At 64.1% G+C, this 15,050-nt stretch carries 13 protein-coding genes; 7 read left to right on the top strand and 6 right to left on the bottom strand.

Translation table 11 applies throughout. The annotated features are described in order from the left end of the window. The first annotated feature begins 173 nt into the window (after positions 1–173). Positions 174–503 carry a hypothetical protein gene (locus tag HU763_RS13535; protein WP_186685625.1) on the top strand — a complete coding sequence of 110 codons (330 nt, stop codon included), beginning with the start codon at positions 174–176 and terminating at the stop codon, positions 501–503. A 602-nt stretch (positions 504–1,105) separates the two neighbouring features. After that, positions 1,106–2,014 carry a LysR family transcriptional regulator gene (locus HU763_RS13540; protein WP_186685623.1) on the top strand — a complete coding sequence of 303 codons (909 nt, stop codon included), beginning with the start codon at positions 1,106–1,108 and terminating at the stop codon, positions 2,012–2,014. Here HU763_RS13540 and HU763_RS13545 read toward each other — a convergent pair whose 3' ends face one another. Then, entirely contained in the window at positions 2,015–2,533 is a 519-nt protein-coding gene (locus HU763_RS13545; RefSeq protein ID WP_186685621.1) for a DMT family transporter, read from the bottom strand. 145 nt (positions 2,534–2,678) lie between these two features. On the opposite strand from HU763_RS13545, the gene HU763_RS13550 reads away from it, so the two are divergent. Beyond that, on the top strand, positions 2,679–3,470 hold the full coding sequence (locus HU763_RS13550; protein WP_420831018.1) for a hypothetical protein: 792 nt from the start codon (positions 2,679–2,681) through the stop codon (positions 3,468–3,470). A 2-nt stretch (positions 3,471–3,472) separates the two neighbouring features. Here HU763_RS13550 and HU763_RS13555 read toward each other — a convergent pair whose 3' ends face one another. After that, complete coding sequence (locus HU763_RS13555) at positions 3,473–4,054, bottom strand: hypothetical protein (protein ID WP_186685620.1); 582 nt, start codon at positions 4,052–4,054, stop codon at positions 3,473–3,475. 225 nt (positions 4,055–4,279) lie between these two features. On the opposite strand from HU763_RS13555, the gene HU763_RS13560 reads away from it, so the two are divergent. Next, a complete protein-coding gene (locus tag HU763_RS13560; RefSeq protein ID WP_186685618.1) occupies positions 4,280–6,409 on the top strand; it encodes a TonB-dependent receptor in 2,130 nt (709 codons plus the stop codon). A gap of 163 nt (positions 6,410–6,572) precedes the next feature. Here the strand turns inward: HU763_RS13560 and HU763_RS13565 are convergent, their stop codons facing one another. Together HU763_RS13565 and HU763_RS13570 are read right to left on the bottom strand one after the other, a co-directional pair. Then, a complete protein-coding gene (locus HU763_RS13565; RefSeq protein ID WP_186685616.1) occupies positions 6,573–7,865 on the bottom strand; it encodes a PQQ-dependent sugar dehydrogenase in 1,293 nt (430 codons plus the stop codon). Next, on the bottom strand, positions 7,862–8,290 hold the full coding sequence (locus HU763_RS13570) for a DUF2231 domain-containing protein (RefSeq protein ID WP_186685614.1): 429 nt from the start codon (positions 8,288–8,290) through the stop codon (positions 7,862–7,864). Before HU763_RS13570 ends, HU763_RS13565 begins: the two co-directional genes overlap by 4 nt. A 155-nt stretch (positions 8,291–8,445) precedes the next feature. Between HU763_RS13570 and HU763_RS13575 the strand changes: the two genes are divergently transcribed. Further along, a complete protein-coding gene (locus HU763_RS13575; RefSeq protein WP_186685612.1) occupies positions 8,446–8,745 on the top strand; it encodes a hypothetical protein in 300 nt (99 codons plus the stop codon). A 112-nt stretch (positions 8,746–8,857) separates the two neighbouring features. Here HU763_RS13575 and HU763_RS13580 read toward each other — a convergent pair whose 3' ends face one another. Next, a complete protein-coding gene (locus tag HU763_RS13580; protein WP_186685610.1) occupies positions 8,858–9,673 on the bottom strand; it encodes a class I SAM-dependent methyltransferase in 816 nt (271 codons plus the stop codon). Positions 9,674–9,902: 229 nt separating this feature from the next. After that, positions 9,903–12,089, bottom strand: a complete 2,187-nt coding sequence (locus tag HU763_RS13585) for an OsmC domain/YcaO domain-containing protein (RefSeq protein ID WP_186685608.1) — start codon at positions 12,087–12,089, stop codon at positions 9,903–9,905. Between the two features lie 245 nt (positions 12,090–12,334). Here HU763_RS13585 and HU763_RS13590 point away from each other — a divergent pair, with 245 nt between their 5' ends. Further along, positions 12,335–12,790, top strand: coding sequence for a (2Fe-2S)-binding protein (locus HU763_RS13590; RefSeq protein WP_170030265.1), 456 nt, complete (start codon positions 12,335–12,337; stop codon positions 12,788–12,790). Then, the gene (locus HU763_RS13595) at positions 12,790–15,045 is read left to right on the top strand and encodes a xanthine dehydrogenase family protein molybdopterin-binding subunit (RefSeq protein WP_186685606.1); all 2,256 of its coding nucleotides are present in this window, start codon (positions 12,790–12,792) and stop codon (positions 15,043–15,045) included. The genes HU763_RS13590 and HU763_RS13595 overlap by 1 nt, the downstream gene beginning before the upstream one ends. Positions 15,046–15,050: the final 5 nt, after the last annotated feature.

The raw sequence follows: 15,050 nt of genomic DNA on the forward strand, positions 1-15,050 counted from the left end.
GACAGCCGTCATCATAGCGCAAGCAGTTGTACGATCACATACATACGGTGCGGTATTTCTCGACCTCGCCACCGGTGGCGACGCGGCGTTTGTAACTGACGGCAAATTGCTGGCCCCCGGCGTTCTGCAGCGAAGGCAAACTCCCTGTTTCGTCAGACGTTTAGGACAGCAACATGCGCGCAATTCTAGCAACGATGGCCGGCTGCCTGCTGGCTACGCTCGCTTTCGGCGCCCAGGCACGGGCATTGAGCCAGAACGATCGCCACACTTGCGACTGGGGCGCGCAGATCGCCGCCGAGGCCCAGCAGGCCAAGCTTTCCGGGGTAACGCTGTATGCCACTCGCAAGAAGCTGCAGGTACGCAAGTTCGCCAAACCGTGGATGCGCATGACCGCCTTCGGAATTACCGAGCAGACCTACAACAGCCGCTCGCGGCTCAAGCCGGCGGCGATCAGGCAGACTTACTACGAGCAGTGTGTGCAGCATGCTGTAGCACGACGTTAGTCTTTTTTATCAATAAGTTAGCAAATGAACTTAACGCTTTGAAGGAGATGCATTGTGTCGCGATGGGCCGCAAAGCGGCCCCGAGAATGTGCGGCAAAACCCCCGATTCCTGGGACCGCTTTGCGGCCCATCGCGACACAAGGCCGCTCCCACAAGAACCGCGTCTGGTGCGCCAGGAGGCGCCAGCCTCGAAGCGGGCTTCCAGCCAGGTTTTGAAGGCCACCAGGGCGCGGTGTCGAGGCGCGCAGTAGCCCGCATCAGCTAAGTGCCTGCTGCCACGTCCGGGTACCACGATGGCAGCGCCCGCACCAAGCACCAAGTGGCCAGATTCTTATCCGCCAAGCAGTCACCTACCGCCTGGATATCTTCTGTTTTACTTCAATAAATCATCGTAACCGATTGAAATACATAGAGTTCAATCCAAAATTCTCTGCTGTATCGGTTGCCTTGGCGGGCAGGGATACGCTGGCTTGGCGAATTCGACCTTCACGTCAGCTGCGGATACACCAGTAGGAAAAGGCAACATGACGCAGCGGCATCGCTTCAACGGGTATTTGTTAAGCTGATCACAACCGTCGTATCGGATCGAGACCATTCACAAGATGGATGAACTGCGTAGAATCGACCTCAACCTGCTCTTGGCCCTGCATGCTTTGCTGAGCGAAAAGCACGTCACGCGCGCAGCCCTGCGACTGCACCGTAGCCAACCTGCGGTCAGCCACGCGCTGGCGCAGTTGCGCAAGCATTTCGACGACCCTTTGCTGATGCGCCAGAACGGCCGCATGGTCCTGACCCCGCGTGCCGAATCGCTGGCCAGCCCGCTGCAGGACGCCTTGAACGCCCTCAACGGCCTGCTGGCCACGCCGGTTTTCGAACCGGCCAAGGCCCAGCGCCGCTTCCGTCTGTCGCTGTCGGATTACGCTTCACGGATTGTCCTGCCGCCGCTGGTCCGCCATCTGCGCCGGGTCGCCCCTGGCGTGGACCTGGCCATCAGCCAGGCCAGCCGCGAAACCATGCTGGCGCAGTTGCTTGACGGCGAACTGGACCTGGCCCTGGGCTTGTTCCCCGACCCACCCGAACAAATCACCACCCAGGCGCTGTTTGCCGAGGACTTCATCAGCGTTGCCGATTGCCAGGTACTGCCCGTCGACGGCGGCCTGGCCCTGGAGGATTGGCTGGCCCGCCCGCACGTGTTGATGGCCATGCGCCCCGATGCCTTCGATGAGATCGAGCGTGCGCTTGCCGCGCTAGGGCTGCGCCGTCGCATTGCCCTGGCATTGCCCCACTGGAGCGCGGCCATCGACGTGCTGCCCGGCACCGACTTGATCCTTACCGTAGCGCGGCGGGCGGCAGGGCCCCTGCAGCAGCACCCGACGCTGCGTCAGTTCGAGCCTCCTTTGACTATCGCCCCGTTCGATTACCAGCAGGCTTGGCATATTCGCAAGGACAGCGACCCGGGACACCGCTGGCTGCGCGAGACCGTGCGGGCCTGCAGCCAGCCGGAGCACTGATCAGCCCTGCGGCGGCTTCGTGATCACAGCGGTGCCGGGCAGTGAACCCGCCGCCCAATTGCCTTGCACCAGCACCACCCCCACCAGGATCAGCACCAGGCCTGCCAGCCTGGTCAGGTTGAGTGGCTTGCCGCCCAGGCCCATCACGGCGAAATGGTCGACCAGCACTGCCGTGATGATTTGCCCAGCCACCACCAACACCAGAAACCCCGCAGCGCCAAGCCTGGGCGTCAGCGCTGCCGCGGCGGCCACGTAGAGGGCCCCCAGTACCCCTCCGATCCACAGCCACCACGGCCCCTGCAGGGCCTTGCCCAGGTCCGGTGCCGGCACCCTGAGCAATAGCAATGCAGCAATTACCACCAGCGAGCTCACTGTCAACGAAGTGAACGCCGCCCACAACCAGTGCCCCAGTGCGCGTCCAACGGCGGCATTGCCTGCAGCCTGAAACGGCAACACGGCACCGGCAAGCAACGCCATCACCACCGGCAGTGCCAGCAGGAGCATGGATTTACTGAACATGGCCGCTCTCCTTCAGCGTGTCGATGACGGCCATGATCGTACAACCCGCCGAAGTGATGGAAATCAAAACCCTGCACGCGCACTATTCGTAGCATGCATGCCTGAGGGTACTGTCGTACCTTGGCCGACCACATGGAGGTGGAACATGTTGCAGGAGCAACGCAAGACCCTGATCGACCTTGGCCAGTTGCCCACCCGCAACCTGGCCGAATGCCTGGCGGTAGACCAGGCGGCCCTCGCCCACGCCCTGGCCGGCCAGCTTCCCGAGGCACTGCTGGAGCAGTTGACCGCCAGCGCCGAACTGGCCCAGGCGCTGGGCCTGTCGAAAAAGGTCGCAGCCATTGGCCTGGCGCTGGGGCAATGGCTGGAGCAGGCTGCCGCGCCCTGGCGCCAACAGGCGTTCGAGCGATGCTGCACACACCCGTCCGATACCGTGCGCAGCTGGGCGGCATTTGCCCAGGCGCACCTGTCCCGCTCGCTGCCCCTGGAAGAGGCCCTGCAGGCGCAGTTGCGCTTCGCTCGTGATGAACACTTCGGTGTACGCGAGTGGGCCTGGATTGCCCTGCGCCCGCGCCTGGCGCAGAACCTTGACGCCGCTTTGCTCCTGCTCGGCCGCCATGTTGGCGATGCCGACCCGCTGGTGCGGCGGTTTTGCATCGAGATCCTGCGCCCCCGCGGGGTCTGGTGCGAACACATTGCCGCACTCAAGCAACAGCCGGAGGTGGCCGAGCCGATGCTGGTGCCACTGCTGGCCGAACCCGAGAAATATGCCCAGGACTCGGTCGCCAACTGGCTCAACGATGCCAGCAAGACCCGCCCTGATTGGGTGCTACGGCTGTTTCAACAACACCCTCCCGCCTGCAAGGCCTCGCGGCGGATACAGGCCCGGGCCAGCCGAAGCCTGACCCCGGCAGCAGCCGAGGTCGGCGCTGGTTGAGATCAGCGTGAGGTTTCGACGCGCAGCACTTCGGTGTAGATCGCGTCGACGGTCTGCCCGACCTCGAGGTTCTTCATGCGTGCCTGCAGGTCCGGGTTCTCGACCTTGACCACCTGCAGCTTGCCTTCCGGTGGCAGCAAGCTGACCTCATGCTTGTCGAGGTCGATCTTCTTGATCTGCGAGGTGATCTTGACCTGGCGGAATGCCTCGCCACCAGGGTTGGGGTTGTCCGCCGTGGCGCGGATGGTACCGGACTCGTCAGTCGCCTTTGGCGCCCCGCCTACTTCGGGATTCAACACATAGGCCACCGCGCGGGTGACATAGATGTCGACCTGGTCACCCACCTTGAGGTTGTGCAGTGCCTTGGCCTTTTCCGTGAGCTGGAAGGTCACATCCTTCTTCGCATCGGGACCTTTCACCGTGACCTGGCGCTTGCCCAGGTCGATGGCCGTGACTTGCGTGGTGACGTGGCTTTCCAGCGCCTCGCTGCCGATGGGAATACCGGCAGCCTGCACCGTGAAACTGGCAGCGCAGGCCAGCGTGGCAAGGGCGACAGCACGAGCGATGGAGCGAATTGGATTCATAGGCCTGCTTCCCTGTAATCAAGACCGGACGATTGCGCGTGATGCTCACGCGCTGACAAGCATAGCCGTTCCCGGTTGGCTTGCCGGGCCAGCCCCTGGCGACAGGTTCAGCCAGCGTGCAACCAGGCAGGCCGTCGCAATAGCAAATGCGAATTCTTTACACTTGCTTTACATTTGAGAATCGTTAGTATTCGCAACCTCGAATACAACAACGAGTCACCTGTAATGGCAAAAAAGTCTGTTGCCCCGGCTTCGCTTTCCATGCTCGGCCTGCTGGTCATGCCTGCTGCTCATGCAGCTCAACCTGAGTCGCAGGGTTCCCTCGCCCTGCCCGCCACCGCCGTCACCAGCGCCTATGAGCAGCAGAGCTACAAGGCCAGTGAAAGCCGCAGCGCCTTGAAGATCGACGCGCCGCTGCGCGACATCCCGCAAACCGTCAACGTCGTGCCGGAAAGCGTGATCAAGGACCAGGGCGCCCAGTCGATGCAAGACGTACTGAAGAACGTGCCTGGCGTCGGCCTGTCCAACGGCGATGGCCAGCGCGATCAGGTGACCATCCGTGGCTTCAGCGCCATTGGCGACATGTACATCGACGGTGTGCGCGACGATGCGCTGTACTTCCGCGACCTGTCCAACATCGAGCGGGTCGAGGTAATCAAGGGCCCTGCCGCCGTGCTGTATGGCCGTGGTTCTTCCGGTGGCCTGATCAACAGCATCAGCAAGAAACCCAGCTTCACACCCAAGCGCGAAGTGGGCATGAGCTTCGACAGCGAAGGCAAGCGCCGCACCCAGTTCGACAGTGGCTGGGCCGACCCGCAGGGCAACCAGGCCTACCGCGTGACCGGTGCCTTCGAAGACAGCGACACCTTCCGCGATGATGGCTACATCGACCGCAAGGCCATCGCGCCATCGGCGTATTTCCGCCTTTCCGACGACCTGGAACTGAACCTGGGCGCCACCTACCTGTACGACAAGCGCCTGATCGACTTCGGCATCCCGGCCCTGGGCAACCGCCCGGTGGATGTGCACCGTGACAAGCGCTTCGGTTCCGGCGATGCCGACCAGGACTATGCACGCAGTGAAGTGTTCTCGCTGACCGCAAGCCTTGATTACCGCATCAACGACGACTTTACCCTGACCAACACCAGCCGTTACTACCGCTACGACCTGGACCGCAACAACACCCTCGCCGACAGCAGCCCGAAGCGCTTCGTCACTGCGCCCGATGGCGAGCTGCTGGTCAAGCTCAACCGCGGCAATGTCGCCCGCGACGAGTACGGCCTGTTCAACCAGACCGAGCTCAAGCAACAGGCGCAGCTGGCCGGGATGCAGCACAACCTGCTGTATGGCGTGGAGGTGGGCTTCCAGGACAAGCACCAGCGGGTGCTGAGCCAGAACAACGTGGTCCAGGTGCCGGTGTACCGAGACGCCCTGGTAGCGGTGCCGGAACACGCCGCCAACCTGTCGTCGAAGGGCACCAACTGGCAGCAGACCACTGGCCTGTACGTGCAGGACCTGATCGAGCTGAATGAACACTGGAAAGCGCTGGTCGGTGTGCGTTATGACATCTTTGGCCAGGAATACGACGACGACCGCGCGCAGAATGTCGACCTCGACCGCACCGACAAGACCTGGAGCCCTCGCGCTGGCCTGGTCTACCAGCCGGATGCCATCCAGTCCTACTACGTTTCGGTCAGCCGCAGCTACCAGCCCTCGGGCGAGGTGTTCGCGGTCAGCCCAAGCAACCAGCACCTTGAGCCGGAACAAACCACCAACTACGAAATCGGCGCCAAGTGGGACCTGCTCGACAGCCGCCTGTCGTTGACAGCAGCGCTGTTCCGCCTCGAGCGCACCAACATGAAGACCGCCGACCCGGCCAACCCCAACCTCACCGTGCTGGCAGGCGAACAGCGCACCGACGGCTTCGAAGCCACCGTCAGCGGCCAGCTGAGTGACAAGTGGCAGATCTATGCCGGCTATGCCTATCTGGACGCCGAAATCAGCAAATCCAACAGCAAGACCAATGGCGTGGCCAACGAAGGCCAGACCCCTACCCTGACGCCGCGTAACAGCGCCAACGTCTGGCTGGTGCGTACCTTGACCCCGCAGTGGCGCGTGGCCGCCGGTGCCAATTACGTCGACGAGCGCTACACCGCACTCGATAACGTGGTAGTGATGCCGGGCTACACCACCTTCGACGCCGCGCTGCTGTACAGCGTGCCGCAGTGGGACGCCGCGCTGCGCCTGAAGAACGTGTTCGACCGCGACTACTACGCCTCTGCGCACGGCTCGGTGGACCTGATCACCCCAGGCGCACCGCGTACATTGGAAGCCAGCTTCAATTACCGCTTCTGATCGCCGGGCAAGCAGCCCGCGCCCCTTGTAGGAGCGGCCTCGTGTCGCGAAAGGGCCGCAAAGCGGCCCCAGTGATCATCGCGGCGAAGCTGCAATAGGGGGCCGCGGCGCGCCCCTTTCGCGACACGACGCCGCTCCAGCACGGGCGCATCCCCCCACGCCATCAGCGGTTGCGCGTTACCCGCCAGACCGTATTGGCCAGGTCATCGGCGATGATCAATGCACCACGCGGGTCCACCGTCACCCCCACCGGCCGCCCGCGGGTCTTGCCGTCCTCACCGCGGAAGCCGGTGGCGAAGTCGATCGGCTCACCTGCCGGCTTGCCATTGCCGAACGGCACGAAGATGACCTTGTAGCCGACCGGATTGGGCCGGTTCCAGCTGCCATGTTCACCGACGAAGACACCGTCGGCGAAGCGCTCGCCCATGGCCGGGATGGAGAAGGCCACGCCCAATGCCGCCACGTGCGAACCGAGGCTGTAATCCGGCTTGATCGCCGCCGCTACCTTGTCCGGGTTCTGCGGCCGTACCCGCTGATCCACGTTCTGCCCCCAGTAGCTGTAAGGCCAGCCGTAGAAACCACCGTCACGCACCGAGGTCAGGTAGTCCGGCACCAGGTCGGGGCCCAGCTCATCGCGCTCGTTGACCACCGCCCACAGCTGCCCGCTCTGCGGCTGGATGGCCAGCGCCGTCGGGTTGCGCAGGCCCGTGGCATAGGGCCGGTGCGCGCCGGTTGCAGCATCGACCTGCCAGACCATGGCCCGGTCGATCTCCACCTCCAGCCCGCGTTCGGTGATGTTGCTGTTGGAGCCGATGCCCACGTACAGGTAACGACCATCCGGGCTGATCGTCAGCGCCTTGGTCCAGTGGTGGTTGATCGCGGCCGGCAGGTCGGTGACCTTGGTCGGCGGGCCATCGGCCCGGGTCTGGCCGTCCTGGTAGTCGAAGCGCACCAGGGCATCCTGGTTGGCCACGTACAGCTTGCCAGCGGCAAAGGCCAGGCCGTACGGCGCATTGAGGTTTTCTGCAAACACCGTCTGCAGCTCATAGGTACCGTCGCCGTCGGCATCGCGCAGCAGGGTCAGGCGGTTGCCCCCCTTGACCTGGGTATTGCCCTTGGCCTTGATCTGGCTGGCGATGACATCCTTGGGCTTGAGCTTGGCCGCGCTACCACCGCGGCCCTCGGCGACCAGGATATCGCCATTGGGCAACACCAGGGTCTGCCGCGGGATCTTCAGGCCGGTGGCGATGGCAGTGACGGTAAAGCCTTCAGGTACCGTCGGCTTCTGCTCACCCCAGGCTACCGGCTGGGCGATTTTCATGCTCGGCAGCAGGCCACGTTGTGGCGCCGGCAGTTTCGGGTCGGGCCCAAGGGCCTGGGTCGGCTCGCCATCACCGCCACACGCAGTCAACAGCAACGCCATGCTCAACAGGCTCAATGCAGGTACAAGCTTCATGCCGCACCTCCCGAGCGCAGGCCGCTCAAACCGGTCCAGGCGGCCACTGTCGCGAGCACGCTCACGATCACCGACAGCACCAGCCCGGACGGCATTACCGCCCAGGCGTCCTTGGCATGTTCGAAGGCATTGACCAGCCCCAGCACCCAGGTCACCAGCAGCAGCACGAAGTACAGCGTCGGCCGGCCGCCCTTGTGCTCGGCACGGATCAGGTTGGCCAACGCAAACAACAGTGCCAGCCCGCAAAATACCAGGGCGCCGGCGATCAGCCAGGCGGCGAAGTTGCTCCACTGGATCTGGTAACTGTTGAAGTAGGCGATGTCGCTCAGTAGCGCAGCGACAAACAACGGAACGCTGCCGGCCAGCAGCAAGGCATGCAGCGGGCTGGGGGTATGGCGGTAGAAGGTTTGCTCGGATGCGGTCACGGTGCCTCCTTTTCATTCAGTGACCCAAGGGCTGATGGCGTGGCCACCAGGCGTGCGCAGGGCGCGCCTAGCAAAGGAGCCTCTGGACAAGGCGATAGTTCACCGTTTGGTTTGAATGGCCTATGCTGCGAGGCGTTGGCGCAAGGAGACAACCGATGAGCAGCAACCCGATTCGCCCGCGTTCACCCTGGGCGTTGACCACCTTGCTGGCGCTCGGCCTGGTGCTCGTGGCCGGTTGCTCCAGCAACACCGGCAAGACCCACTACGCGGCACGCACAATAGGCTCCAACTGCTTCGCCAAAGCCGTCCCTACCACTGGCGAAGGTGGCCTGGCATGGGGCGATACCTTGAGCATCGCCCGCAAGAAGTCGCTGGACAACTGCGTGCGCTATGCCAGCCGGTCGGGGGGCTCACCGAGAACTTGCCAGGTCGTCATGGCCAAGTGCAAGAACTGAGCTTGTATGAACCGCAACCAAGGCCCCTGCGCCACTTCACGGGTCACGCCTCGGACAAGCCCCCTCTCACGGCGAACCCAACTGGGGGCCGCGCTGACTCGAAGCGCCCTTGCTAACGGCCGCGCGTGATCACCACCTCCAGGTATTCGCTCGGCACCACCAGTGACGCCGGGCCGCCCACATTGCAGGCATTCAGCAATTCGGTAAGGTCACGCTCCAGCGCCGCAGCCGCCTCCGGCTCCAGCGAGGCAAAGGCCGTGCGCATCGGTCCGAACCAGGTGCGGAACACCTCGAGGTAATGCGACGCCGAACGATAGCGGAAGTTGAACAGCTGGCGGCTGATCCTCAACTCGTCAAACGCGCCTGCGAACAGCACGCGCAATTGTTCCTCATCACCCCAGCGCGAGGGCGGCAAGGCCCCGGCAGGCGGCGGTACATGCCGCCCCAGGGTCTTGAACATCTGCCCGACGTAGCCTTGCGGGGTCCAGTTGGCCAGGCCGATCCGGCCACCGGGCCGGCACACCCGGCTCAGTTCGCGCGCAGCCCGGGCCTGGTCGGGGGCGAACATCACGCCGAAGGTCGACAGCACCGCATCGAAGGTGCCATCGGCAAACGGCAGTGCTTCGGCATCGGCGGTCTGGAACACCACATCGAGGCGCTCGGCCCGCGCCCGTTCTTCGCCGCGCTTGAGCAGCTCGGGCACATAGTCGGTGGAGGTGACGCGGCAACCGCGTCGGGCTGCGGCCAGGGTGGCGTTGCCATTGCCGGCGGCAACATCCAGCACCTGTTCGTCCCAGCGCAGGTCACAGGCCTCGGCCAGGCGCTCGCCAACGATTTGCATGGTGGTGCCGATTACCGCGTAGTCGCCACTGGCCCATATGGCTTGCTGGCGGGCTTTCAGGGCATTGGTATCCAAAGAGGTATTCATGGTCTGCGCCTTTGCAAGGTGCGCGGCCGAGATCCTTCTGGCGGTCAACGCGCCATGGATTGAGGGGATAGAAGCAAAACGCTACGCGCCTGGCAGGCGAAGCGACAAGACAGATTGGGGATAGCGGGTATTTGAAAGCGATCTATACGGGCGCGCGTTTTGTAGGAGCGGCCTTGTGTCGCGAGGGGCCGCAAAGCGGCCCCCGGCGATATCAGCCAGTAACGCCTGATCAGGCCAGCCTGGCCCGCGCCGCATGCAGCTTTTTATAGCTCTCGATCAGGCGCAAGTGGCGGTCGAGGCCTTCGAGCTTCATGCTGGTCGGGGTCAGGCCATGGAAGCGCACGCTGCCATCGACCGAGCCCAACACCGCGTCCATGCGCGAGTCGCCGAACATACGCCGGAAGTTGGCTTCGTAGTCGTCCATTTCCAGCTCGTCGTCCAGCAACACTTCCAGCACCACGTTCAATGCCTGGTAGAACAACCCGCGCTCGACGGTGTTGTCGTTGAACTGCAGGAACGCCTCGACCAGTTCCTTGGCATCCTCGAAGCGCTGCACTGCCAGGCAGATCAGCAGCTTCAGTTCAAGAATGGTCAGCTGGCCCCAGACTGTGTTTTCGTCGAACTCCACCCCGATCAGCGTGGTGATGGTGGTGTAGTCATCCACATCGCAGTTGTCCAGGCGCTTGAGCAGCAGCTTGAGGGCGCGGTTGTCGAGGCTGTGCAGGTTGAGGATATCGGCGCGGAACGACAGGGCGCGGTTGGTGTTGTCCCAGATCAGGTCCTCCACCGGGTAGATTTCCGAGTAACCCGGCACCAGGATGCGGCAGGCGGTGGCGCCAAGGTTGTCGTACACGGCCATGTACACCTCCTTGCCCAGGTCTTCGAGGATGCCGAACAGGGTCGCGGCCTCCTGCACGTTGGAATCCTCGCCATGGCCGGAGAAGTCCCACTCGACGAACTCGAAGTCGGCCTTGGCGCTGAAGAAGCGCCACGACACCACGCCGCTGGAGTCGATGAAATGCTCGACAAAGTTGTTCGGCTCAGTCAGCGCGTGGCTTTCGAAGGTCGGCTGCGGCAGGTCGTTCAGGCCCTCGAAGCTGCGCCCCTGGAGCAGTTCGGTAAGGCTGCGCTCCAGCGCCACTTCCAGGCTCGGATGGGCACCGAACGAGGCAAATACGCCACCGGTACGCGGGTTCATCAGGGTCACGCACATGACCGGGAACGCGCCGCCCAGCGAAGCATCCTTGACCAGCACCGGGAAGCCCTGCTCCTCCAGGCCCTGGATGCCGGCAACAATGGCCGGGTACTTGGCCAATACCTCCTGCGGCACGTCCGGCAGGCACAGCTCGCCTTCGAGGATTTCGCGCTTCACCGCCCGTTCGAAGATTTCCGACAGGCACTGCACCTGCGCTTCGGCCAGGGTATTGCCGGCGCTCATGCCATTGCTGAGGAACAGGTTCTCGATCAGGTTGGACGGGAAGTACACCACCTGCTGGTCGGACTGGCGCACGAACGGCAGCGAGCAGATGCCACGGGCCGTGTTGCCCGAGTTGGTGTCGTACAGGTGCGAGCCGCGCAGCTCGCCGTCCGGGTTGTAGATCGCCAGGCAGTGCTCGTCGAGGATCTCGACCGGCAGCGCGTCCCGCGGGCCCGGTTTGAACCATTGCTCGTTCGGGTAGTGCACGAACGGCGCGTTGGCCAGGTCCTCACCCCAGTACTGGTCGTTATAGAAGAAGTTGCAGTTCAGGCGCTCGATGAATTCGCCCAGCGCCGAGGCCAGCGCGGCTTCCTTGGTCGCGCCCTTGCCGTTGGTGAAGCACATTGGCGACTGGGCGTCGCGCACGTGCAGCGACCATACGTTGGGCACGATGTTGCGCCACGAAGCGATCTCGATCTTCATCCCCAGCCCGGCCAGGATGCCCGACATGTTGGCGATGGTCTGCTCCAGCGGCAGGTCCTTGCCAGGGATGTAGGTGCTGGTGTCCGACACCGGCATCAACAGGCCCTGGGCATCGGCATCGAGGTTGTCGACCACTTCGATGACGAACTCGGGGCCGGTCTGTACCACCTTCTTCACGGTGCAGCGGTCGATGGAACGCAGGATACCCTGGCGGTCCTTGTCGGAGATGTCCTCGGGCAGCTCGACCTGGATCTTGAAGATCTGGTTGTAGCGGTTTTCCGGGTCGACGATGTTGTTCTGTGCCAGGCGAATGTTTTCGGTCGGGATGTTACGGGTCTGGCAGTACAGCTTGACGAAGTAAGCCGCGCACAAGGCCGAGGACGCCAGGAAATAGTCGAACGGCCCCGGGGCCGAGCCATCACCTTTGTAACGGATCGGTTGGTCGGCGATCACCGTGAAGTCGTCGAACTTGGCTTCGAGACGGAGATTGTCGAGAAAATTGACCTTGATTTCCATGCGGGATTACCGTGATTTAAGCGTGCAAAACGAAAGTGGCCGGCATTATCCGGGTTTTCACCGCGGAAGTCCTGTTTGCGCGACCAGCTTGCGCATTCCGCCGAATTACTTGCCTGATCCTCTGAACCTGGCCTATCCAGCAGATCAACGGTCAGCCCCCTGTGCTAGCGTTTTCGGACTGGGGAACAGCGTATTCCCCAACCGCAAAGACAGCGCGACAGTAACCGTAGACGGGCAGGTGAACCATGGAACTACGCATCAACCAGAAGACCTACCAGGTCGAGGCAGACGCCGATACACCCTTGCTGTGGGTGATCCGCGATGACCTGGGGCTGACCGGCACCAAGTATGGCTGCGGCCTGGCCCAGTGCGGCGCCTGTTCGGTGCTGGTGGACGGCAACGTGGTGCGCGCTTGCGTCACGCCGGTGGCCGGTGTGGTCGGGCGCGAGGTGACCACCATCGAGGCGATCGAGGCCGACGCCGTGGGCAAGCGGGTGGTCGCGGCCTGGGTCGAACACCAGGTTGCCCAGTGCGGTTATTGCCAGTCCGGCCAGGTGATGGCGGCCACCGCACTGCTCAAGCACACGCCCAAACCCAGTGACGCGCAGATCGACGCGGCGATGGTCAACCTGTGCCGCTGCGGCACCTACAACGCCATCCATGCCGCCATGCATGACCTGGCTCAAGGAGAGAAGGCCTGATGCGCACGCCCGTCGATACACCTGCAGAAGCCGACCTGCTCGAGTTGCAGCAGGGCGCGACCCTCAACCTGTCGCGTCGGCGCTTTCTGGCCGGCACGGCGGTCGGCGCCCTGGTGCTTGGCTTCGGCCTGCCGCTGGGCCCGGCCCGCGCGCAGGCAGCGGCCGCTACCAGCGCCGAACGCGGCACTCAGGTACCGGCATTCCTGGAGATCCGCCCGGACGGCACGGTGCGCCTGCTCAGCCCGTTCATGGAAGGCGGGCAAGGCCCTTTCACCGCCATGGCCCAGATCGTCGGAGAGGAACTGGATGTCGACCCGGCCAGGTTCGTGGTCGATAGCGCGCCGCCTGGGGAAGCCTATGTAGTGATGGAAAACGGTATGCGCATCACCGGCGGCAGCATGTCGGTACGCATGAGCTACCCGACCATGCGCCGCCTGGGCGCCCTCGCCCGCGCCATGCTGCTGCAGGCAGGCGCCGAGCAGCTGGGCGTACCGGTTGAGCAACTCACCACCACCCCGGGCAACGTGGTACATACCACGAGTGGGCGTTCCGTGCCCTATGGTGAACTGGCCGCGCGGGCCATGGACCTGCCGGTACCCGACCCGGCCAGCGTCAAGCTGCGCGACCCCAGCCAGTTTCGCTGGATCGGCAAGCCGGTACGCCGCCTGGATGCCTATGACAAGTCCACCGGCAAGGCCGTGTACAGCATCGACGTCAAGGTCGACGGCATGCTCCATGCTGCCGTGCAGCACGCGCCACGCCTGGGCATGACCGTCGGCAGCCTGCGCAACGAAGAGCAGGTCAAGGCCATGCCGGGTGTGCACTCGGTGCATCAGTTGCCTGGCGCCGTGGCGGTGGTTGCCGAGCGCTGGTGGCACGCCAAGCGTGCGGTAGAAGCCATCCAGGTGGACTGGCAGGAGCCTGCCGCCGACAGCCCGGTACGGCCGATGCCGGCCGACTTCTCCAGCGATGGCTGGCGCGAGCACCTGGCCACGGTCGAAGGCCCGTCCCGCGACGAGGAAAACCAGGGCGATGTGGCCGGCATGCTGGCCAGTGCCAAGACCCGCGTCGAGGCGACCTACCAAAACCAGTACCTCAACCATGCCCAGCTCGAGCCACCCTCGGCACTGGCGCGCTTCAATGCCGATGGTTCGCTGGAGGTGTGGCTGCCCAACCAGGCGCCGGACATGTTCCGTGACGACATCGCCCGGCGCACCGGCCTGGCTCCGGCACAGATCACCCTGCACTCGCCGTTGCTGGGTGGTTTCTTCGGCCGCCACTTCCTCTACGACTCGGCCAACCCCTACCCTCAGGCGATTGCCTTGGCCAAGGCGGTCGGCCGCCCGGTGAAGCTCATCTGGAGTCGCGAGGAAGAGTTCCTGCGTGACGTACTGCGCCCGGTGGCGGTGGTGAAGTTGCGTGCCGGGCTGGATGCCGACGGCCTGCCGGTGGCGCTCGAGGCCGTGAGCGCCACCGAAGGCCCGACCGAAGCCCTCGCCGGCAAACAGGGCGACAAGCTCGACCCGACTGCGCTCGAAGGGCTGTCGGGCAAGTCCTACGCAATTGCCAACAAACGCATCGCCCAGGTCTACGTCAAAGGCCCGGCCATGCTTGGTTACTGGCGCTCGGTGGGCAACTCGCTGAACGACTTCTTCTACGAGTCGTTCCTTGACGAGCTGGCCGACAAGGGCGGCAAGGACCCGTTCGAACTGCGCCTGCACCTGCTGCGTGACAACCCGCGCCTGACCACCCTGCTGCAGGCGGTTGCCGAACTGTCCGGCGGCTGGAAGCGCGGGCCGTTCACTGCCGAGGACGGCAGCAAGCGCGCACGCGGCGTGGCCATGGCCTCGCCGTTCGGCTCGGAAGCGGCGGTCATTGCCGAAGTGTCGATCGAAAATGGCCAGGTCAAGGTGCACAACATCTGGCAGGCCATCGACCCGGGCAGCATCGTCAACCCGGCGATCATCGAGCACCAGGTCAACGGCGCCGTCGCCCTGGGCCTGTCGCAGACGCTGCTGGAAGAAGCGGTATACGTCGACGGCAAGCCACGCGCGCGCAACTACGATCTGTACCCGATCCTGCCGCCCTCGCGCATGGCCCGGGTGCATGTCCGTATCGTCGAGAGCGGGGCGAAGATGGGCGGTATCGGCGAGCCACCGCTGCCCGCCGTCGCCCCGGCGGTGGTCAACGCGGTCGCGCAACTGACCGGCCAGCGCGTGCGCAGCCTGCCGCTGAGCCGCCATACCTTCAGCTGAGCGCA

Origin of the sequence: Pseudomonas anuradhapurensis, from assembly GCF_014269225.2 — a bacterium.
In the GTDB taxonomy this organism is placed as follows: Bacteria; Pseudomonadota; Gammaproteobacteria; order Pseudomonadales; family Pseudomonadaceae; genus Aquipseudomonas; species Aquipseudomonas anuradhapurensis.